Source organism: Streptomyces sp. SAI-127, from assembly GCF_029894425.1.
Lineage (GTDB): Bacteria > Actinomycetota > Actinomycetes > Streptomycetales > Streptomycetaceae > Streptomyces.
The window spans coordinates 1079893-1100759 of sequence record NZ_JARXYJ010000001.1 but is presented as its reverse complement, the minus strand read 5'-3'; the positions used below and the strand labels follow the sequence as shown (position 1 = coordinate 1100759).

The following is a 20867-nucleotide window of genomic DNA, read 5'->3' as shown; positions in this document are numbered from 1 at the left end:
TTCGGGCGTGGTGAACAGAACGTTTTCGACGCACAAAGATGCGTCAGCTCGTCGTTGACCAGCGATTCGCGGACGGGCCAGGGTGAGGGAGCCATATCGGACTCCGATCGCCCGTTTCCGGCCACCGGAGTGAGTACAGGAGGCTGTGATGCTCCAGACAGACAGCCGTGGACCCAACGAGTTCCGGACAGGTCACGACATCCCTGCCGCGGCCACGACCGGGACCGCCGACCCGTCCGCGCCGGAGGTCCGCAGCGAACTGCTCTTCCAGAGCTGCCTCTGGTGCGGCACCGCGGCCTACCGCCGTTCGTTCTGCCGCGCCTGTGGCTCCACCGCCTTCAAGCGGGAGCGCAGCACGGGTGCCGGGGCCCTGGTGCGCCGCATCGGCCAATCGCCACTCCACACCTGGTTCGTCGCGATGGACGAGGGCTTCACCCTGGTCTGTCAGATCGCCGGCACAGAACCTGCCGTGGCCGGGGTGGGGGCGAGAGTACGTGTCGTGCGGGCCGTAGCCCCTCGTGAGCAGGGACTTCCCCTCGTCGAACTCACCTACCGGGCAACGTCCTTGGAGCGCTGGTGGTGAGAGGACACGGCACCGGTCATGTCAGTTCGCGTAGGCGGCACGAAGAGAGAGGAGGGCGCGTGGACACCCAGTACGACGCACCGGACGAACGGGCCGACGCGGTCGACGCAGCAGGGCGCGCCGCGCTGCACGGGCTGCGCATCGCCGACTTCTCCCGGGTTCTCGCGGGACCCTATGCCACCATGCTCCTCGCCGACCTCGGCGCCGACGTGGTGAAGGTGGAGCGTCCGGGCATCGGGGACGAGACCCGGGCCTGGCACCCGCCGGCGGACCAGGACGGCACCTCGACGTACTTCTTGGGCGTCAACCGGAACAAACGGTCCGTCGTCCTGGACCTCACGACCCGGGCCGGCCTCGAACAGGCCCGCTCCCTGATCGCCGAATCCGACGTCCTGGTGGAGAACTTCCGTCCCGGGACGATGGAACGACTGGGACTCGGTCCTCGCGAACTCCGTGCCCGGCACCCGGAGTTGATCTACTGCTCGATCAGCGGTTTCGGCAGCGGCGCGGGCGCCGCGATCCCCGGCTACGACCTGCTCGTACAGGCAGTCGGCGGCCTGATGAGCGTGACCGGGACCGCGGACGGCGAACCGGTGAAGGCGGGCGTGGCCCTGGTCGACGTGATCACCGGACTGCACGCCTCGCTCGGCATCCTCGCCGCCCTACGGCACCGGGACGCCACCGGCGAAGGGCAGCTCGTGGAGGTGAACCTGCTCGGATCGCTGCTGTCGGCCATGGTCAACCAGGCCTCGGCCTTCGCCGTAGCCGGTGTGGTTCCCGGCCGCATGGGCAACGCGCACCCGAGCATCGCCCCGTACGAGACCCTGCCGACCGCGGATCGGCCGATCGCCCTCGCGGTGGGCAACGACCGGCAGTTCGCGGCACTCGCCGAGGTCCTCGGCGATCCCGGTCTCGCTCTCGACGACCGCTTCCGCAGCAACGCCGACCGGGTCGCTCATCGCGTCGAACTGCGGGACGTCCTGACCAAGCGGCTCGGCGCCGCGGGCGCGGACCACTGGTCCACCGTCCTGCTGGCGGCCGGGGTGCCCGCCGGACCGGTCAACACCCTCGACGGGGCTTTCGCCTTCGCCCACCGGCTCGGCCTTCCCGGCATCGTCGACATCCCCGTCGCCGCAGCCGAGGGAGAAGAAGCCACCTTCTCCCGCCAGGTCGCGCATCCCATCGGGCTGAGTGGCACCCCGGCGCGGTACCGCCTCGCCCCGCCCCGCCTGGGCCAGCACACCGCACAGATACTCGACCACCCCCTTCATCCGAGCCTGAACACAAGGAGCACGACATGAGCGCCAAGCCGCTGCAGGACCCCCTCGAACTGTTCGACATCGCCTCCGTCCTCACCGACGAGGAGCGCGAGATCCAGGCCACCGTCGCCAGGTTCCTCGCGGACCGGGTCCGCCCGCACATCGGCGAGTGGTTCGAGAACGCCCACTTCGCTCGCGAACTCGCCCCGGAACTCGGCAAGTTGGGCGTTCTCGGCATGCACCTCGAAGGGTACGGCTGCGCCGGCACGAACGCCGTCAGCTACGGGCTGGCCTGTCTGGAGCTGGAAGCGGCGGACTCCGGCTTCCGCAGCTTCGTCTCCGTGCAGGGCTCGCTGTCGATGTTCTCCATCTGGAAGTGGGGTTCGGAGGAGCAGAAGCTCGAGTGGCTGCCGCGGCTGGCCGCCGGTGAGGCGATCGGCTGCTTCGGTCTGACCGAGCCCGACTTCGGCAGCAACCCGTCCGGGATGCGTACCAAGGCCGTCCGCGAGGGCGGTGACTGGATCCTGAACGGCTCCAAGATGTGGATCACCAACGGCGGCATCGCCGACGTGGCCACCGTCTGGGCGCAGACCGAGGAGGGCATTCGCGGCTTCCTCGTGCCGCGCGGGACGCCCGGCTTCACCACCCAGGACATCAAGCAGAAGATGTCGCTGCGGGCGTCCGTCACCTCGGAGCTGTACTTCGACAACGTACGGCTGCCCGACTCGGCGCGGCTGCCGCTCGCGGAGGGCCTGCGAGGCCCGCTGTCCTGTCTCAACGAGGCCCGCTTCGGCATTCTGTTCGGCGCGGTCGGCGCCGCCCGCGACTCGATCCAGGCGGCCATCGACTACGCCGACTCCCGGGTCCAGTTCGACAAGCCGATCAGCGCCTTCCAGCTCACGCAGAAGAAGCTCGCCGACATGACCGTGTCCGTGGGCAATGCCGCGCTGCTCGCCGTGCACCTGGGCCGCCTGAAGGACCAGCACCGCATCCGGCCCGAGCAGATCAGCGTCGGCAAGCTCAACAACGTGCGGGAGGCGATCGCGATCGCGCGGGAGTGCCGCACCGTCCTCGGCGCCAACGGCATCTCCCTGGAGTACTCGCCGCTGCGCCACGCCAACAACCTGGAGTCCGTCCTCACCTACGAAGGCACCAGCGAGATGCACACGCTGGTCGTCGGCCAGGCGATCACCGGCTACCCGGCGTTCCGCTGACCGCCCCGGCCGAAGGAAGACGACCGTGAACATCGTCGTACTCGTCAAACAGGTTCCGGACACCGCTGCCGAACGCGCTCTGTCCGAGGGGGACCACACCCTCGACCGTGAGAACACCGACCTCGTCCTGGACGAGATCAACGAGCGCGCCGCGGAGGAAGCCCTGACCCTCAAGGAGACGACGGACGCCGAGGTCACCGTCGTGTCCATGGGACCCGACTCGGCGCTCGACGCCATCCGCAAGGTCCTGGCGATGGGCGCCGACCGTGGGATCCACATCTGCGACGACCGGCTTCAGGGCGCCGATGTGGTGACCACCGCCAGGGTCCTGGCCGCCGCCGTGCGGACGGTGGCGGACGTGGACCTGGTCCTCGCGGGCAACGCGGCGACCGACGGACAGGCCAGTGCGGTCCCGGCCGTCGTCGCGGACCTGCTCGGTCTGCCGCAGCTGACCCACGTACGCGAACTCGGCCTGGACGCGGGCCGGGTGCGCGCCGAGCGCGAGACCGAGAGCGGTGAGGCGACCCTGGAGGCGCCGCTGCCCGCGCTGGTCAGCGTCACCGAGAAGATCAACGAACCGCGCTATCCCTCCTTCAAGGGCATCATGGCCGCCAAGAAGAAGCCCGTGGCGACGGTCGGCCTCGACGACCTGTTTCCGGACGACACCGGATTCCTGGTGAGCCGCACGCGTGTGGTGGAGGCCGTCCCGCGTCCGGCGCGGGCCGCCGGCATCCGTGTCACGGACGACGGCTCGGCGGGCCGGCAGCTCGCCGACCACCTGATCGCCCGGAAACTCGTCTGAACCGCTCCGACCAAGAAGCAGGCACACCCATGCCCGACGTCCTCGTCCTCGTCGACCACGACGGGGATCACGTCCACAAGTCAACGTACGAACTCCTGGCCGCCGCACGGAGGTTGGGCGACCCGGCCGCCGTGCTCGTGGGAACTCCCGGCACCGCGGCCCGCCTCAAGGACTCCCTCGCCCGGCACGGCGCCACCAGCGTCTACGCGGCCGAATCCGCGCAGGCCGACGGATTTCTTGGCTCGCCCGCCGTCGAGGCCCTGGAGTCGGCGGCACGGGAGGTCTCTCCCGCCGCCGTTCTGGTCTCCGCGACAACCGACGGCAAGGAGGTGGCCGGGCGTCTCGCCGCGCGACTGGACAGCGGGTTGTTGATCGACGCGGTCGACCTGGACGCCTCCGGAGTGGTCACCCAGATCGTCTTCGGCGGGTCGTACACCGTGCGCTCCGAGGTCACCCACGGGGTACCGGTGATCGCCCTGCGGCCGGGCGCCTTCGAGCCGGAGGAACATCCCGTGGCGGCGGTGGAGCACGAGCTCGTCCCGGCGCCGGTCGACCCGGCGGCATCCGCCCGCGTCATCGCCCGCCGCGCCCCGCTCGCGGGCGACCGTCCCGCGCTGACCGAGGCGAGCGTCGTCGTCTCCGGGGGACGCGGTGTCGCGGGAGCGGAGGGCTTCAAGGTGGTGGAGGAGCTGGCCGACGTCCTGGGCGGTGCGGTCGGCGCGTCCCGTGCCGCGGTCGACGCCGGGTACTACCCCCACCAGTACCAGGTGGGGCAGACCGGCAAGTCCGTCTCCCCGCAGCTGTACATCGCGCTGGGCATCTCCGGGGCCATCCAGCACCTCGCCGGGATGCAGACGTCCAAGACGATCGTGGCGGTCAACAAGGACCCGGAGGCACCGGTCTTCGGTGTGGCCGACTACGGCGTGGTGGGCGACCTGTTCTCGGTGGCTCCCCAGCTCACGCAGGCAGTGGCCGCCCGTCGCGGGACCGCCTGACGTATCGGAGCGGTTGTCCGACGGCGACTGCCACCGGCCAGGCCGGTGGCAGTCGCCGTCGGACAACGCACGCCCATGTGCGGCCCGCCGTAGCCCTCAGGCCGCCCGGTAGCTGAAGAACCCCTGCCCCGACTTACGGCCCAGCAGCCCCGATTCGACCATGCGGCGCAGCAATGGGGGCGGGGCGTACAGCGGTTCCCGGTACTCCTCGTACAGTGCTTCACCGATCGCCGCGACGGTGTCGAGCCCGATGAGATCGGCCAGACGCAGCGGACCCATGGGGTGAGCGCAACCGGCGGTCATCCCCGTGTCGATGTCCTCCGCCGTCGCCGTACCGGAGCTCACCATCCGCACCGCCGCCAACAGGTAGGGCACCAGCAGGGAGTTCACCACGAAACCCGCGCGGTCCTGCGCCACGACCGTCTTCTTGCCCAGGATCTCGCCCGCGAAGGCACGCACCCGCAGTTCCGTGGCCTTCGAGGTGTGCAGCGAGGGGATCACCTCGACCAGCGGCATGACGGGAACCGGGTTGAAGAAGTGCAGGCCCACCACCGCCTCCGGCCGGCCGGTCACCGCCGCGAGCCTGGCGATGGGGATGGAGGACGTGTTGCTGGCCAGCACGGCGGCCGGGTTCGTGACCACCTTGTCCAGCTGCCGGAACAGTTCGGTCTTGGCCTGCTCGTCCTCCACGGCGGCCTCGATCACCAGGTCCGCCCTCGACAGGCGGGACAGATCGTCGGTGACCGAGACCCCGGCCAGGGCGAGTGCGCGGTCCTCGGGTGCGATCGCACCGCGCTTCTCCGCCTTGAGCAGGGAGTCCGCCACACCCGCCAGCCCGGCCCGGGCCCTGTCCTCGGTCACGTCGCACAACGTGACGTGCAGCCCGGCCCGTGCACAGACCTCGGTGATGCCCCGGCCCATCTGGCCCGCGCCTACGACGCCCACGTGCTTGATCGCTGTCATGTGCTTCTCCGCCTGTCCCTCCGTCGGGCGGCGGTCGACCGACGCCGCCACGGTGTGTGCTTCCGTGTTGAGCGTAGACCGGCATACCTGCTCTGACCTGCGAAAACAGTGCGTCATCCGCGCACAAACATGCGTCTGTTCGACGCTGACCGGCCGACCCGCGCGGCGCTGCGCGGACCACGACGAACGGCCCGCCCGGAACGGCATCGGGATCAGGGCCTCAGCCGGCGGCCGTCGAGACCGCGGCCTCCCGCAGCCGGCGGATCACACCGCGCACCGCGGGCGAGGTCTCACCCCTGCGGTAGGCACCCACCAGCCGGGTGGTGAGCGATACGTCCGCCAGCGGACGGTAGGCCACCCCGGGGATGTGCACGCGCCGCAGCGAGTCGGGGACCAGGGCCACCGCGAGACCACCGCCCACCAGCGTCAGCGCGGCGACGTAGTCCCGCACCGGGGGAGCGCACAGGGGACTGAAGCCTCCCCGCTCGGCCACTTCCAGGATCTGGTCGCGGCAGCCGTACTCCTCGTCGAAGTGCGGGGCCACGAAGTTCTCGTCACGCAGCATGGCCGCGGGAATCGTCTCGTACGCCGCCAGGGGCGCGCCGGCCGGCAGTGCCAGGACGACCTCCTCGCTGAGCAGGCAGGTGGCCGTGACCTCGGGCGGGTACTCCGGCCGCCAGCGCAGGAAGCCGACGTCGATGTCACCGCAGGCCAGCGCCTCCAGTTGGGCCGGTGTCTCCAACTCGCGCACCTGCACCGTCAGATCGGTGCCGGGGGCCGCGCACCGGGTGAGGACATCGGTGAGCACCCCGGAGAACGCGGCCGAGGCGACGTACGCGATCTGGGCGTGCCCCAGCTCCCCGCGCCCTGCCCGCCGGCCCACGGCCACGGCTCGGGCGGCCTGTGCGAGGGTCAGCCGCGCTTCGTCGAGGAACAGCTGCCCGGCACTGGTCAGCGCCGGGCGGGTGCGTCGCCCCCGGTCGATCAGCCGCACACCCAGGTGCGACTCCAGCGCCCTGATCTGGGCGCTGAGTGCCGACGGGGCGAGGTGCAGACGATCCGCCGCCCGCGCGAAGTGCAGTTCCTCCGCGACGACGACGAACGATTCCAGCCAGCGCAGTTCCACCGGCTCCTCCGTCCTGTGGTGCGGGCACCCCGCGGCGCAGTCAGGGCAGAACAGGATCGCCGCGGGGTGAGTGTGGATGGTCCGTGGGGTCAGGGAAGCACGACGTAGTTGCTGAATCCGCCGTCGAGGTCCGCGGCACGTCCCGAGATCGCTTCGTTGACCTTGGACAGCGGGAACGGCTTGGTGATCAGGTAGGACAGGTCCAGGGCTCCGGTGGCCACCATGTCGGCGACCTCCTGACCCTGCGCGGTGGAGAACCAGTTGGAGCCGATCAGGTGGACCTGCTCGTCCATGAGCCACTTCACGTCCACGGGCAACCGGTCGGCCACACCCCCGACGTTGACCACCCGGCCGCCCCGGCGGACGCCCTGCATGGAATCCAGCATCGTCTCCACCGGCGCCTTGGCGCCCAGAGCGCTGATGACGAAGTCCGCACCCTCGCCTCCGGTGCGGGACTTCGCCCACGCGCCGGTGGATCCCTCGCCCAGCCGCATGACCTCGATCCGGTCCGGGGCCAGTTCCTTGACGCGTTTGAGGAGTTCCTCGTTGCGGCCGGTTCCGAGGACCCTGGAGACGCCCGAGGCCAGCGCGAGCAGGGTGGAGGCGACGCCGAGGGTGCCGGTGATTCCGTCGATCAGCCCGACCTGGCCGGGGCTGGCCACGGCGTACTTGAGGGCTCTGTAGGAGGTGCCGATGTAGCCGAGCTTGCCGGCCTGCTCGAACGTCATGTTGTCGGGGATGTTGACGATCGAGTGCTGCGGCGCCGTCATGTACTCGCAGAACCCGCCGTACGGGTAGAGGTCGAAGATCCGCTGGCCGTCGCGGGAGGTGCTGAAGTAACCGTTCAGGGTGAAGTAGCGGCACCGGCTGAGCTCGCCTCCGCGGCACACCTGACAGCTGCCGCAGGAGCGCAGCGGGCTCACATAGACCCGGTCGCCGGGCTTGGTGTTGAGCACCGCCTCGCCGACGGCCTCGACCACGCCCGCCGGGTCCAGGCCGAAGATCGCGGGCAGCTGGGGCAGCGGCTGGTGCGGGTACCAAGAGGGCCAGTTGTTGATCACGTTGGCCATGTTCGGCACGATTCCGCATGCCTTGACGCGCACCAGCACGTCGGTCGGCCGGGGGGTGGGCACGTCGACGGTGTCCACGGACATCGGCTCACCGAGCTTGTGCAGTCGTGCAGCGAGCATCTTCGCCATTGAAATACTCCGGAATTGATGGGCAGTACGGTGCCGAGAGCTAGGAATTCTGGAACGGGTTCGGGTAATTGTCCTCAAGGTCGATGTCCAGCAGACCCATGATGCGGACGCCGGAGTTGTACCAGGCGATGGACAACGACAGTTCGACCATCTGCCGGTCCGTCAGGTGATCGGCGGCGGCACGCCATGTTTCCTCAGAGACATCGACGTGGAGTGTGGATTCCTTCGCGAGGCGCATGACCGCCTTTTCCGTCGCGTCGAACAACTCGGACGACTCGAAGTCGGCCACCGCCGCGAGCTGTTCCCCGGTGAGTCCGGCCTTGAGTCCGTGCGACTGGTGGTGCGCGACCTCGTAGGCGGAACGCGTCGCGTACCCCACGGTCAGAATGGCCAGCTCACGCAGCTTGGGGCTGAGGTCGGCGGCCCGCAGTGAGTTGGCGTAGGTCAGAAACCCGTCCAGCTGCTCGGGCGCGCCCGCGAGAGCGAGGAAGATGTTCGCCGTCGGTACTTTGCGTTCGGCTTCGAGCCGGTCGTACAGGGGCTTGTTCGCCTCGTCCGCATCCTCGCGGCGAAGGTAGGGAACGCGTGCCATGTCGTCTCCTCGGGGGACGGAAGGGTCAGTGGGCGGACTGCTCGAGCAGGAACCGCTCGAGGGTCATGGGCTGCGGCACCTGGGCCGGCGGGATCTGCTTCACTCCCACGAAGGGCGAGGCCTCGAAGTACCACTTCTCCAGCGCGGGAAGTCCCCAGCGCACGTTGGTGCTCAGCGATCCCGCGTCCCAGCGCACCGGCTCGACCTCGGTGTCGATGGTCTGGTAGTGGCTGTTGAAGACCTCCACCCGGTGACCGTCGGGGTCGCGGAGGTAGGTGAAGAGCATGCCGCCCGGCCCGTGCCGTCCCGGACCCCGCTCCACCCCTTCGCCGTAGCCGAGGATGCCCGCCCAGTCGCAGGCGGTGAAGATGTCGCGGCTCTCGGAGACGGTGTAGGCGAAGTGGTGCAGGGCGGGCCCGGTGTTCTCCACGATCGCGAGGTCCAGGCACGTGCCCTTGCGGTACATGAACGCGCTCAGCAGGGTGTCGCCGTGCGCCAGGTACTCGGAGTTGCGGAAGCCGAGTTCGCCGTAGAACGCGGTCAGTTCATAGGTGTTCGGCGCGAAGGTCTGGAAGTGGTCCAGACGTTGCGCGTGGGCGCCCTTGTAGTGCTCGAAGTCGATGTGCAGCCTCGGGCGCGTCTCCATGTGCGCGCAGAGTTCCAGCGGTGTACCGACCGGGTCGCTGACGTGCAGGGTGCGGCCCTGGTACGGCATGTCGACCCACTCCGCGGGCAGCCCCCGGTCGCGGAACCATGTGTAGGCGATGTCGAGGTCCTCGTCGAAGAAGACGCGGAAACCGATCCTCTGACAGGAACCGGCGCCCTCTTCGTCCAGCTCCAGGACGAGGCTGTGGTGGCATGCCTCGGCGAGCCCGCGGAGATAGCAGGTGCGCTCGTCCTCGTCGCTGACGACGAGCCCGAGGGCGCTCGCATAGAAGTTCCGGCTCTCGGCCAGGTCCGCGACCGTGAGCCGGACATGACTGGAGCGGGTGATGTTGAAACTCGGTCGCAGATTGACGGGTGGCAGCATGCTGGACTCCGTGCTCCGGTTCGGCTCTTGATTTCGATGACTGTAATGCTTTGGGCTGTTTTACGGCTTGGTCGCGGAACGGGTGGAATCGGCGAATGTGAAGGCCGACCAGCCGCTGAATTCCGCGGAATCGCCGAGGGCCTCCTCGATGCGCAGAACCTCGTTCCACTTCGCCATACGCTCGGAGCGTGTGAAGGAGCCCACCTTCAGCTGGCCCGCGTCCCAACCGACGCTCAGGTGCGAGATGGTGATGTCCTCGCTCTCGCCCGAGCGGGCCGACACGATGGTGGCGAAGCCGGCGTCCTTTCCGGCACGCAGGGCCTGGTGGGCCTCGGTGACCGTGCCCGCCTGGTTCGGCTTGACGAGGACGGCGTTCGCCGCCCCGTTGGTGGCCGCCGCTTCCACGCGCTTGGCGTTGGTGACCAGGTAGTCGTCGCCGATCACCTGGCAGCGGTGGCCGAATCGCCGGGTGAACTCCACCATGCCCTCGTGGTCGTCCTCGCCCACCGGGTCCTCGACGGACAGGATCGGGTACTGCTCGATCCAGCCGCCGAGCATGTCGATCAGCGCCGCGGTGTCCAGGGTGCGGTCGTCCAGGGCCAGCGTGTAGCGCCCACCGGTGCCGAACTGTGAGGCCGCGATGTCCAGCGAGATGCCGACCTGTGTGGCCGGCGTGAAGCCGGCGGTCTCGATGGCGAGGGTCAGGGTCTCCAACGCCTCCTCGTTGGAGTCGAACGCGGGCCAGAAGCCGCCCTCGTCCGCCACGCCCTGTGCCTTGCCCGCCTTGCGCATCAGGCTGCCGGCCGCCCGGTAGATCTCCGCGGTCCAGTCGAGGGCCTCGCTGAAGCTGCGTGCCGCGGGGCAGACGACCATGAAGTCCTGGACGTCCACGCGACGGTCCGCGTGGGCGCCGCCGCCGAAGATCTGGATCTCCGGCAGGGGGATGCGAACCGGCCGATCGCCCGACAGGTGCCGCCACAGCGGTACGCCCGCCGACGCGGCGGCGGCGTGCAGCACCGCCATGGACGTGGCGACGACGGCGTTGCCGCCCAGGCGGCTGCGGTCGGGGGTGCCGTCGAGGTTCACCAGGAGCCGGTCGACGGCCTCCTGGTCGATCGCGTCGAGGTCCAGGAGGGCGGGCGCGATCTCCTGGTTGACCGAACCGACGGCGCGACGGACGTCGAGTCCGCCGAAGCGGGAGCCGCCGTCACGCAGGTCGAGCGCCTCGCCCTGACCCGTCGAGGCTCCCGCCGGTGCGATGGCCCGCCCGCTTGCTCCGTCCGCGAGGTGCACCTCGACCTCGACGGTCGGCCGCCCGCGGGAGTCCCACACCCTGCGGCCATAGAGCTTGGCGATCCGCGCGTCTGTCATTGCGGTGCGACCTTTCGGAGTCGGACGGTCGAGGCGTTGTGTGATGCCCGTGCCTGTCGACCGGCGAACGGGCGCGGGCCGACCTCTCGGGGCGGCACTCGAATCGGTGCGGCACCCCGGGTGATGTGTGAGGGGGAACGGGAGGACGAGGAGTGCTCGTCCACTGCGGCTCTCGTTGTGCTATCGATAGCGCAATCGTGCGAACTGTGAGCCCGTCCTGTCAAGGGGTGAGGAGTGTTCCATTCCTCCTACAGGTTGCTCGTTTCCCTTTGCTTGGGCCGTTCGCGCGCCAATGCTATCGTTCGCACACCCCGTGGCAGTGGCTGAAACTCCGGCGGGCCCACCTCCTCCTGGAAGAACGGACAGCACAGGCGGCGTGGGCTCGCCGGGCCGATCGCGGCCGACAGGAAAGCGAGCCCGACATGACATCCGAGCCCTCGGTGGCACCCATGACTCTGACCACGGTCGTGGCCAGCACCCGTCCCGGACGTGTGGGCAGATCCGTCGCGGACTGGTTCACCTCCCAGGTCGCCGAGTGCGACCAGTTCGCATCACACCTGGTCGACCTGCGCGAACTCGACCTGCCGTTCTACGACGAGCCGCATCCGCCCGCTCTGAGGCAGTACACGAAGAGTCACACCCGTGCCTGGAGCCGGATCGTCGACTCGTCGGACGCGTTCGTGTTCGTCACCCCCGAGTACAACGGAGGGTTTCCGGCCCCCCCTGAAGAACGCGTGGGACTATCTGGTGGTGGAGTGGCAGCACAAGCCGGCGGCGTTCGTCAGCTACGGCGGTGTCTCGGCGGGCACCCGGGCGGTGCAGATGGCCAAGCAGGTCGTGGCCAACCTCAGGATGCTGCCGATCGGGCCGACCGTGAGCATCCCCTTCGTCAACGAACAGGTCGACGACGGCGCCTTCCGCCCCGGCAAGATCCACGAGGCGGCGGCCGGGCACGTGCTCGAGGAACTCGCGCGCACCGCCACCGTCATGCGCCGGCTGCGCAGCGGAGCCCACTGACGCGGCGCGAGAACGTGAAGGTGCCCGGAGCGCAGCGCTCCGGGCACCTTCACGTTCTCGCGCAAGGCCGGTGGCGACTCGAGGTGCGACCCGCTCAGGCGGACTTGGACGGAACCTTTCCGTCGAGGGGTGCCGTGCTGCCGCGCAGAACCAGCGATCCGGGGGAGACCGACGTGTACGGGCCGTCGTTGTCCGGCTCGTTCTTGAGGCGACGCAGAAGCCACAGTGCGCAGCTGGTCGCCATCTCCTGGATCGGCAGGCCGATCGTGGTGAGCCCGGGGCCCCACCAGGAGAAGCCGGGCTCGTCCCCGAACCCGACCACGGACAGCTCGCCGGGCACCTTCACGCCCTGCGCGGACAGCTCCTCCAGAACACCCAGGGTGAGCTGGATCGATCCCAGCACGAGTGCGGTGGGAGCGGCCGGCCCCTGCAGCAGCCGACGTACCGCCTCGCGCCCGTGGTGCACGGACGACGGCGGCCCCAGCTCGGCGCGTCCGGCGTCGTCCGCAAGGCCGCCCTCCTCCAGGGCGGCGCGGAAGCCGCCCAGACGCTCCGCACCCGTCGGCAGTTCCTCGGGGCCGCCCAGATAGGCGATGCGGGTGTGTCCCAGCGCCACCAGGTGGGCCGTGGCGCGGTGCAGTGCCTCGCGGTCGTCCACACCGAACCACTGGGAGCCGAGCGAGGGGTGACGGCGCAGCAACTGCAGGTGCGGTACGGCGCGCAGGAGTTTGACGGACTCGCTGTGCGGACGCGCGGTGGGCACGATGATGACGCCGGCCACGCGGTTCGCGGACAGCTCCCGCAGATGACGCAGCTCCACCATCCGGTCGTCGTCGGTCTCCGAGAGCATCAACTGGAAGCCCTCGGCCGCCATGTTCTTGGAGAGCTCGTGCGCGATGGTCGAGTAGAAGCTGTTGCGGATGTCCGGGATGACCAGCGCGACCACGTTGCTGGACGCTCCGCGCATCATCCGCGCCGCCCGGTTGCCGACGTAGCCCATCTCGGAAGCGGTCTGGCGGACCCGGAACTTGGTCTCCTCGCTGATGCGCGCGTCGTCGGCGAGGGCCCGGCCGACCGTCGAGACGGAGATCCCGAGACGCTCGGCGATGTCCCTGGTCGTGATCACGTAAGCGTCCCCTCCGGCTGACTGTTCCCGCGGTCGTCACCTTCCGTATGCCAACGATAGCACTCGTGTTGCGCTGCGTGGTCGGGGAGCGGAGCGGCGGGCTCGGGCATCACCTATTATGCTAACGTTAGCATTGCTGGATGGGCCGTGCAGCCGCCCATGGCTGCCCAAAGTACGGAGGTGTCCGTGCGGATCGTCAGGTATGCCGTCGGCGGTGTGTGTCACTACGGAGAACTCGAACCCGGTGACGTCACCATCGCCCGATTCGAGGGCGACCCCTTTACGGGACTGTCCCTTGCGGGACACGTCGACGAAGTGAGCGACGTCGTCATTCTCCCGCCGGTCGAGAAACCCCGGATCTACGGGTTCGCGTACAACTACGCCTCACACGTCGGCGAGACCGACCGTGAGATTCCGGAGGTTCCCGTGTGCTTCATGAAGCCGAGCACGGCGGTGGTGGGACCGGGGGACGCCATCGTTTATCCGGAGGATGGCGAACTCATCCATTTCGAGGGCGAGTTGGTCGTGGTCATCGGAAAGGAAGCCCGCCATGTCAAGCCTTCCGAGGCTCATGAGTACATCCTCGGCTATACCTGCGGAAATGACGTCAGCGACCGCATCGTGCAGCGCAAGGAAAGCACATACGGAACGCTGCTGATCGGGAAGGGCCAGGACACCTTCGCTCCCCTCGGGCCGGTCATCGCCACGGAACTCGACCCGTCCGCGCTGTCGTTGACGACCCGTGTGAACGGCCGAGTCATGCAGTCGGCCAGCACCGCCGACCTGCTGCTCCCCGTCCCGGACCTCGTCAGCTACCTCAGCCGCTACCTGACGCTGCTGCCCGGAGACGCGATCATGACCGGCACGCCTGCCGGTGTCGGGCCGATCCGTCCCGGAGACGAGGTCGAGGTCGAGATCGAGGGCATCGGCGTTCTGCGCAACCCGGTCGTGGCCGAGAGCCGTTGACCGCAAAGGCCCGCGGAGTGACCGCACAAGGGGGCTGCCCACCGCTCGGCGGTGGGCAGCCCCCTTGGTGTGTCAGCGGACCGCGCTGTTGAACTGCGCGGGACGGACGAAGGCAAGGGCGAGGACGCCGACCAGCGGCAGGAGCGTGACCTGCAGGAGTCCGGCCCGGTCCCAGCCGAAGGAGCCCACCAGAGCGGCGAAGAGCAGACCCGAGAACGCCGCCGGTCCGTAGTAGCTGGTGACGAACAGGCCGGAGGCGCGTCCGATCTGTGCCGGACGGACGGCCCGCTGCATCGCACTGTTGCTGTTGGGATAGATGAACCCCAGGCCGAAGGCGCCCATGAGGAAGGCGAACACACACTGCACGCCGACTCCCGCCTGTGTCTCGTAGATGCACGCGCTGATGGCGGAGACGGCCAGCAGGCTCAGGATCAGCAGGTTGCGCTGGTTCACGCGGTCGCCGAGCCAGCCGCCGAACAGGGCCGCCATGCCGCCGAAGCCGAGGAAGCTCATCGCCAGCGCGGCCTGCTCGGAGGAGTAGTGCAGCGAGGTGATGAGGTACGTCGGGTAGAGGCCCAGGAATCCGTAGATGGCCACACCGCTGACGACCGAGTGGACGGCAAGCGCGATGGTGTTGCGGTTGTAGGCGGAGGCCGGCATGTACTCGTAGGTGCTGGTCGAGACGGCCTTCTCGGCGGAGTGCTCGGTCAGGCCGGCCTTCACGAGGAACAGGGAGGCGGCGGCGATCAGCAGCCCGGCCGTGCCGAACAGGTAGAAGGGCGAGTGCCAGGTGCCGTGCGTGTCGGCGAGTCCGACACCGATGAGCGGGGCGATGAACACGCCGACGGAGTAGCCCATGCCGATGACACCGAACGCGAGGCCGCGCCGCTGGACGAAGAAGGCACCCATCGCCGCGAAGATCGCAGCGGACTGCATGCCCTCACCGAAGCCCGACACGACCCGGTACAGGGTCATGTCGGCAAAGCCGGTCGCCAGCGGGGTGGCCATCGTGCCCAGGGAGTAGATGACGATGCTGACCAGCAGGACGGTCTTGCGTCGGAAGCGGTCCAGCAGATACCCCGCGGGCAGGCCGGCCAGGGCCATGCCGAGGGTGAAGTTCGTCGCCAGCAGGCCGCCCTGATCCAGGGAGAACCCGTATTCCGCACGGATGTTGGGCAGCAGCGGCGGGAAGACCTGACGGTCCATCGCGTTGACCATGTAGGAGAGGACCACCAACAGGAAGCCCACGCCGATCATGGCGCGGGAGACGGGGGGCCGGTTGCTTTCCTGTGTGTCCTTGACGGGCACTGCACTGGTGTCGACTTGCGCTGCGTGAGGCATTGCGGCTCCTGATGAGGAATGGGCCACGGCAGGCCGCGGCGGATCCATCGGCGCACGGGAGGCGTGCGGCGAGGAAAGAAGCGGTGAGCTGAACACGGACTCGAGTCGGCGACGGCGAAATCGGGCGCCGTCTGACGGAATGCGGGCGATCGGCCACCGCGCGGTCGGACACCGCATGCGGAATTCAGCCGGATAGCGCCCGTCGGGGACGTCCGTGGCTATGGCGTCTTCGACAACCGGACCTTGTGCGGATACGTGTCGGCCGCACGGCCGGGGTTGGCTGAAACCATGAAGGGAAGTGCCCGGCGCGTCAAGATGTACGGACGGATTTCCTGGGATTCCCCCGCTTTGCCGTGATGAGCGGGCCCGCCGGCCTCGGGTACGGGGCGCGGGTGAGCCGCTGCACGCCGCGTTCTTGACGATTCGCAGACCCACAGTGCTATCGTTAGCATCATGTGGCTGTGACAAAGTGATTCGACGTGCCCCGGCATCGCGTGACCCAGTTCCGGGGGCCTGTACCGGCGTCTTCCGACCACGAGTCGGGGAGCGCCGGTGACACCCGACCGAGCCCAGCGACACTCTTCCCCCGCGCCCATGGCGGCCGTGGACCATCGGACAGCCGACGGCCGCCGTCCCGGGTGATGCTCAGACCTGCTGATCGGACGAGACCGGACGTCAAACCCGGCCGTCCACGGCGGCCGTACGATTTCTGCGAGGACGATCTGCCATGACACCACCGAGCCGCCCAGACACCGTGCTGCTCACCGACTACGCCTGGCCCGACGACTCCGTCGAGCGATCCGTCATCGAGGGCGCGGGCCACACGCTGGTGTCCGGCCCCGCGGAACCCGCCTCCGCCGACACCATCGAGGAGCTGGTCGCCGAGCACCGGCCCGCCGGCATCCTCACCTGCTGGGCGCCCGTCTCCTCCCTCGCCGTCGAGGCTTCCCCCGATCTTCGGATCGTGGCCAGGCTCGGCGTCGGCCTCGACAACATCGCCGTGGACACCGCCACCGAGCGGGGCGTGTGGGTCACCAACGTGCCGGACTACTGCGTCGACGAGGTCTCCGACCACGCCGTCGGCATGGTGCTCGCCTGGACGCGCGGCCTGGCCGTCTTCGACCGGGAGGTCCGTACGGGTCGCTGGGACCCGGCCGGCGCCCGGTTGCGCCGGTTGTCCACGCTGACCTGCGGCATCGTCGGCTTCGGCCGGATCGGACGCGCCACCGCCCGCAAGCTCGGCGCGTTCGGCTGCCGGATCCTGGCCCACGACCCTCATCTTCCGAAGGACGCCCCCGGAGTCGAGCTGGTCGACCTTCAGGAACTGCTGCGCCGAAGCGACGCGGTGATCCTCCACGTGCCGCTGACACCCGGCACCCACCACCTCATCGGCGCCGATCAGCTGGCGCTGATGAAGCCGGGCGGGCTGCTGGTCAACGTCAGCCGCGGCGGCCTGGTCGACACCGACGCGGTCATCAAGGCGCTGGACGGCGGCCAGCTGGACGGAGCCGCCTTCGACGTCCTGGAGAGCGAGCCCCATGTCCCCGCCGGGTTGCTGGACCAGCCCGGTGCGCTGCTCACCCCCCACGTCGCCTTCTCCTCCGACGCCTCGGTCACGGAACTGCGCCGCCGCGCCGCCGAAGAGGTCGTTCGGATCCTGGCGGGCGAGGCCCCGGCACACCCGTGCAACCACCCCGGCGGCCTGCCCGCCGGACCGGGTGACCGGCGATGAGCCCCACAGCCGCGCCGGAGACCCCGGACCGCGCCCTGTCCGATTTCCTGACCGCACACGAGCTCGCACTCCCCGGCGAAACCGCGCGGTGGACGCCGCTGGCCGGAGGAGTCTCCTCCGACCTGTGGCGGGTGGACCTGCCGGGGCGCTCCCTGTGCGTCAAGCGGGCCCTGGCCCGGCTGCGGGTCGCGGCCGACTGGGAGGCGCCGGTGTCGCGCAACGCCTACGAATGGGCGTGGATGCGGTTCGCGTCCCTGCACCGGCCGGACAGCGTGCCCGAACTGCTGGCACACGACCCCGAGGCCGGCCTGTTCGCGATGGCGTACCTGCCCGCCGAGCGCTACCCCATGTGGAAGTCCCAACTCCTCGCCGGCGAGGTGGAGCCGGCGACCGCGGCGGCCGTCGGAGAGGTGCTCGGCGCCCTGCACGCGGCGAGCGCGGGTGACACGGTCCTCGCCGCGGAGTTCGCCACGGACGCAAACTTCCACGCCCTGCGGATCGAGCCGTACCTTCTGGCCACCGCGGCGGCGCACCCCGGCCTGGCCGACATCCTCCAGGGCCTCGCCGACCGCACGGCCGGTACCCGCCTGGCCCTGGTGCACGGCGACGTCAGCCCCAAGAACGTCCTCGTCGGCCCGTCGGGGCCCGTGCTGCTGGACGCCGAGTGCGCCTGGTACGGCGACCCGGCCTTCGATCTGGCCTTCTGCGTCAACCATCTGCTCCTCAAGAGTCTCGTCGTGCCCGGCCGCCGCGCCGAACTCCTGCGGTCCGCCCATGCGCTGGCCGATCGATACCTGCGGCACATCGACTGGGAACCCCGGTCCGCCCTGGAGGCGCGGGCCGCCTCCCTGCTGCCGGCACTGCTGCTCGCCCGTGTGGACGGCAAGTCCCCGGTGGAGTACCTCACGGACGACCGGCACCGGCTGTTCGTCCGGACGGTGGCGTCGGCCCTGCTGCGGGCGCCCGCAGCCACGGTGGTCGGTGTGCTGGACGCCTGGGTGACCGCCTTGGACGCTGCGACCCAGACCGACAGCGGCCGACCCGCGTGACCGATCGTCCGGTGGATCCGGCGGACCGAAGGAGGCAGACCATGCGCAGAGTCGTCACCGGCCATGACGAGAACGGCAAGTCGGTCGTCGTCAGCGACGGCCCCGTCCCGCGCAGCCGGGAGTTCACCAGCCTGCCTGGCTGGGTGTCCCGACTGCCGTGGGCCACCGACCCCGGCGAACCGGTCAGCAGGGCGGGAGAGGACCCCACGCCGAAGGTCACCACCCTTCTTCCGGCGCCCGGCGGCACCCGGTTCGTCGTCCTGACCTTCCCGCCGGAGGCCGCGTTCACCGACCCGGCGTTCGACCCTGCGGCCTACGACCGGGAACAGCGGGCGGACTCGCCCGGTATCGCCGAACTCATCGAGCCCGACGGCATGCACGCGACGCCGACCGTGGACTACGGCATCGTGCTCGGGGGCGAGATCGTCCTCGAACTCGACGACGGAAACTGCACCCCGCTCTCGGCGGGCGACATCGTGATCCAGAACGGCACCCGGCACGCCTGGCGCAACCGCAGCGGACAACCGTCCACGGTGGCGTTCGTCCTCATCGGCGCGGAACCCGAACACTGAGGGCGTGGCGGAGGGTGCTCGGTAGGCCAACGTTCCGCAGCACTCAGCTGTCGTAGGTGTGAAACCCGCGGCCGCTCTTGCGGCCGAGGTGACCGGCGGCGACCATCCGGCGCAGGAGGGCGGGCGGTGCGTACAGCGGCTCCTTGTACTCCTCGTACATCGACTCGGCCACGGCCTGGGCGGTGTCGAGGCCGATGAGGTCGAGCAGGCGCAACGGCCCCATGGGGTGCGCGCACCCCAGTTCCATGCCCCGGTCGATGTCGTCCGGCCGCGCGGAGCCCGACTCCACCATCCGTACCGCGCTGAGCAGGTAGGGCACGAGGAGGGCGTTGACGACGAAGCCGGAGCGGTCGGGCGCCTGGATGGCCTGTTTGCCCAGCTGCTCGGCGAAGCCGCGGGTCCGCCGCACCGTGTCCGCGCCGGTGACGAGGGAGGGAATGACCTCGACCAACTGCTGCACGGGGACGGGGTTGAAGAAGTGCAGGCCGATGACCCGTTCGGGCCGCTCGGTGACGACGGCGAGATCGACGACGGGAATGGAGGAGGTGTTGGTGGCGAGGACCGCCGCAGGGTCTTCGATCGCCTTGTCCAGGTCGCGCAGGACACCGGTCTTGATGTCGCGGTTCTCGGCGACGGCCTCGATGACGAACTGACGGTCGGCCATGTCACCGAGGTCACGGGTGAACGAGAGCCGGGCGAGGGTCTGGTCGCGTTGTTCCTCGCTGAGCTTGCCACGCCGTAGGCCTCGGTCGAGGGAGGTGGTGAGTCGGCGGCGGCCTGCCTCGACCGCGTCATGCGTGGCCTCGGCGACATGGACGTCGATACCGCTGCGGGCGGCGACTTCGGCGATGCCGGAGCCCATGAGGCCGCATCCGACGACGCCGAGACGGGTGACGGGATCCATCCGGAGTCCGTCCTTTCTGGTGAGCGGGTCTGGTGAACGGGAAGCGATCGACGTCAGAGATCGAGCACGAGACGGGGCCCGCACGAGCGGGAGACACAGATGAGCATGGTGTCGCCGGCGGCTCGTTCGTCCTCCGTCAACAGCGAGTCGCGGTGGTCGGGTGTGCCGTCCAGTACGTCGGTCTCGCAGGTGCCACAGGTGCCTTCCCGGCAGGAGAAGTCGACCGTGACGCCGGCCTCCTCCACGGTTTCGAGCACCGAACGGTCCGGCGGCACGGTGAGGGTGAGCCCGGAACGGACGAGCTCCAGCTCGAAGGCCGCGGCCGCGCCGCTCTCGGTCGTCGCCACCGGGGCGAACCGTTCGACGCCCAGCGTGCCGGGCGGCCAGCCCGCGCACTGCTCCTGCACCGCCCGCAGCAGGGGCTCGGGACCGCAGGCATGCACCAGGGTGCCCTCCTTGGGCACGCCGAGGTGGGCGGCGAGGTCCAGGAGGCCGTACTCGTCCTGCGGACGGACGAGTACCCGCTCCCCGTGCGGGGCGAGGCGGTCCAGGAACGCCATCGAGGTCCGGGTGCGGCCGCCGTACAGCAGACTCCAGTCGGCCCCCGCGGCCTCGGCGGCCTCGACCATGGGAAGGATGGGCGTGATGCCGACGCCGCCGGCGACGAACAGATGGCGGGTGGCCGGCCGTAGCGGGAAGTTGTTCCGCGGTCCGCGGACCCGCACGGTGGAGCCTTCCCGCAGGTGGTCGTGGACGTACGCGGAACCGCCGCGGCCCTCCGGCTCGCGCAGCACGGCGATCTGCCAGGACCCGCGTTCGGCCGGCTGTCCGCACAGGGAGTACTGACGGACCAGGCCGTCGGCGTCACCTTCCAGGAGTACGTCGATATGGGCGCCGGGCGTCCAGGCGGGGAGCGTGCCGCCGTCGGGGCGGCGCAGGGTGAGGGAGACGACGCCGTCGGCGGCGAGAGTGCGGGCGGCCACCGTGAGGGTGGTCGGGACCGAGGGCAGTTGGTCGTTCATGCTG

At 69.7% G+C, this 20867-nt stretch carries 20 protein-coding genes and 1 pseudogene; 11 read left to right on the top strand and 10 right to left on the bottom strand.

Features of this window, described 5'->3' with window-relative positions; translation table 11 throughout:
* The first annotated feature begins 148 nt into the window (after nt 1-148).
* From M2157_RS05310 to M2157_RS05290, 5 genes are all read left to right on the top strand, one after another.
* The gene (locus M2157_RS05310; protein WP_280860628.1) at nt 149-583 is read left to right on the top strand and encodes a hypothetical protein; all 435 of its coding nucleotides are present in this window, start codon (nt 149-151) and stop codon (nt 581-583) included.
* Between the two features lie 125 nt (nt 584-708).
* Nucleotides 709-1884, top strand: coding sequence for a CoA transferase (locus tag M2157_RS05305; RefSeq protein ID WP_280868167.1), 1176 nt, complete (start codon nt 709-711; stop codon nt 1882-1884).
* Complete coding sequence (locus tag M2157_RS05300; RefSeq protein WP_280860627.1) at nt 1881-3056, top strand: acyl-CoA dehydrogenase family protein; 1176 nt, start codon at nt 1881-1883, stop codon at nt 3054-3056. The genes M2157_RS05305 and M2157_RS05300 overlap by 4 nt, the downstream gene beginning before the upstream one ends.
* Before the next feature lie 25 nt (nt 3057-3081).
* Nucleotides 3082-3858 carry an electron transfer flavoprotein subunit beta/FixA family protein gene (locus M2157_RS05295; protein ID WP_266512564.1) on the top strand — a complete coding sequence of 259 codons (777 nt, stop codon included), beginning with the start codon at nt 3082-3084 and terminating at the stop codon, nt 3856-3858.
* 29 nt (nt 3859-3887) lie between these two features.
* Nucleotides 3888-4853, top strand: a complete 966-nt coding sequence (locus M2157_RS05290; protein ID WP_280864588.1) for an electron transfer flavoprotein subunit alpha/FixB family protein — start codon at nt 3888-3890, stop codon at nt 4851-4853.
* 96 nt (nt 4854-4949) lie between these two features.
* Here the strand turns inward: M2157_RS05290 and M2157_RS05285 are convergent, their stop codons facing one another.
* The 6 genes from M2157_RS05285 to eno form a co-directional block, all read right to left on the bottom strand.
* Complete coding sequence (locus M2157_RS05285; RefSeq protein ID WP_280864587.1) at nt 4950-5816, bottom strand: 3-hydroxybutyryl-CoA dehydrogenase; 867 nt, start codon at nt 5814-5816, stop codon at nt 4950-4952.
* Between the two features lie 220 nt (nt 5817-6036).
* Nucleotides 6037-6942, bottom strand: coding sequence for a LysR substrate-binding domain-containing protein (locus tag M2157_RS05280; protein WP_280860624.1), 906 nt, complete (start codon nt 6940-6942; stop codon nt 6037-6039).
* Nucleotides 6943-7031: 89 nt separating this feature from the next.
* Nucleotides 7032-8132 carry an alcohol dehydrogenase catalytic domain-containing protein gene (locus M2157_RS05275; protein WP_280860623.1) on the bottom strand — a complete coding sequence of 367 codons (1101 nt, stop codon included), beginning with the start codon at nt 8130-8132 and terminating at the stop codon, nt 7032-7034.
* Between the two features lie 49 nt (nt 8133-8181).
* Nucleotides 8182-8733 carry a carboxymuconolactone decarboxylase family protein gene (locus M2157_RS05270; RefSeq protein ID WP_280864586.1) on the bottom strand — a complete coding sequence of 184 codons (552 nt, stop codon included), beginning with the start codon at nt 8731-8733 and terminating at the stop codon, nt 8182-8184.
* A 25-nt stretch (nt 8734-8758) separates the two neighbouring features.
* Nucleotides 8759-9763, bottom strand: a complete 1005-nt coding sequence (locus tag M2157_RS05265; protein WP_280860621.1) for a VOC family protein — start codon at nt 9761-9763, stop codon at nt 8759-8761.
* Between the two features lie 60 nt (nt 9764-9823).
* The gene (eno, locus tag M2157_RS05260; protein WP_280864585.1) at nt 9824-11134 is read right to left on the bottom strand and encodes a phosphopyruvate hydratase; all 1311 of its coding nucleotides are present in this window, start codon (nt 11132-11134) and stop codon (nt 9824-9826) included.
* 422 nt (nt 11135-11556) lie between these two features.
* Between eno and M2157_RS05255 the strand changes: the two are divergent.
* Nucleotides 11557-11793 (top strand): annotated as a pseudogene (locus M2157_RS05255) (NAD(P)H-dependent oxidoreductase); the annotation flags it as partial.
* Nucleotides 11794-11884: 91 nt separating this feature from the next.
* Nucleotides 11885-12151 (top strand): NAD(P)H-dependent oxidoreductase, encoded by a 267-nt coding sequence (locus M2157_RS05250; RefSeq protein ID WP_280864584.1) that lies wholly within the window; start codon nt 11885-11887, stop codon nt 12149-12151.
* Nucleotides 12152-12245: 94 nt separating this feature from the next.
* Here the strand turns inward: M2157_RS05250 and M2157_RS05245 are convergent, their stop codons facing one another.
* Entirely contained in the window at nt 12246-13277 is a 1032-nt protein-coding gene (locus tag M2157_RS05245) for a LacI family DNA-binding transcriptional regulator (protein WP_280860618.1), read from the bottom strand.
* 186 nt (nt 13278-13463) lie between these two features.
* Between M2157_RS05245 and M2157_RS05240 the strand changes: the two genes are divergently transcribed.
* Nucleotides 13464-14243: a fumarylacetoacetate hydrolase family protein gene (locus tag M2157_RS05240; RefSeq protein ID WP_280860617.1), complete on the top strand. Its 780-nt coding sequence runs from the start codon at nt 13464-13466 to the stop codon at nt 14241-14243.
* Between the two features lie 72 nt (nt 14244-14315).
* Here the strand turns inward: M2157_RS05240 and M2157_RS05235 are convergent, their stop codons facing one another.
* Nucleotides 14316-15584 (bottom strand): MFS transporter, encoded by a 1269-nt coding sequence (locus tag M2157_RS05235; protein WP_280864583.1) that lies wholly within the window; start codon nt 15582-15584, stop codon nt 14316-14318.
* A gap of 727 nt (nt 15585-16311) precedes the next feature.
* On the opposite strand from M2157_RS05235, the gene M2157_RS05230 reads away from it, so the two are divergent.
* From M2157_RS05230 to M2157_RS05220, 3 genes are read left to right on the top strand one after another with little or no spacing between them, the layout of a single operon-like run.
* On the top strand, nt 16312-17316 hold the full coding sequence (locus M2157_RS05230) for a C-terminal binding protein (RefSeq protein WP_280864582.1): 1005 nt from the start codon (nt 16312-16314) through the stop codon (nt 17314-17316).
* Nucleotides 17313-18365 carry an aminoglycoside phosphotransferase family protein gene (locus M2157_RS05225; protein WP_280864581.1) on the top strand — a complete coding sequence of 351 codons (1053 nt, stop codon included), beginning with the start codon at nt 17313-17315 and terminating at the stop codon, nt 18363-18365. Before M2157_RS05230 ends, M2157_RS05225 begins: the two co-directional genes overlap by 4 nt.
* Before the next feature lie 41 nt (nt 18366-18406).
* Nucleotides 18407-18937 carry a cupin domain-containing protein gene (locus M2157_RS05220; RefSeq protein WP_280864580.1) on the top strand — a complete coding sequence of 177 codons (531 nt, stop codon included), beginning with the start codon at nt 18407-18409 and terminating at the stop codon, nt 18935-18937.
* Between the two features lie 43 nt (nt 18938-18980).
* Here the strand turns inward: M2157_RS05220 and M2157_RS05215 are convergent, their stop codons facing one another.
* The gene (locus M2157_RS05215) at nt 18981-19841 is read right to left on the bottom strand and encodes a 3-hydroxybutyryl-CoA dehydrogenase (RefSeq protein ID WP_280864579.1); all 861 of its coding nucleotides are present in this window, start codon (nt 19839-19841) and stop codon (nt 18981-18983) included.
* Nucleotides 19842-19894: 53 nt separating this feature from the next.
* Nucleotides 19895-20863: a PDR/VanB family oxidoreductase gene (locus tag M2157_RS05210; protein ID WP_280864578.1), complete on the bottom strand. Its 969-nt coding sequence runs from the start codon at nt 20861-20863 to the stop codon at nt 19895-19897.
* Nucleotides 20864-20867: the final 4 nt, after the last annotated feature.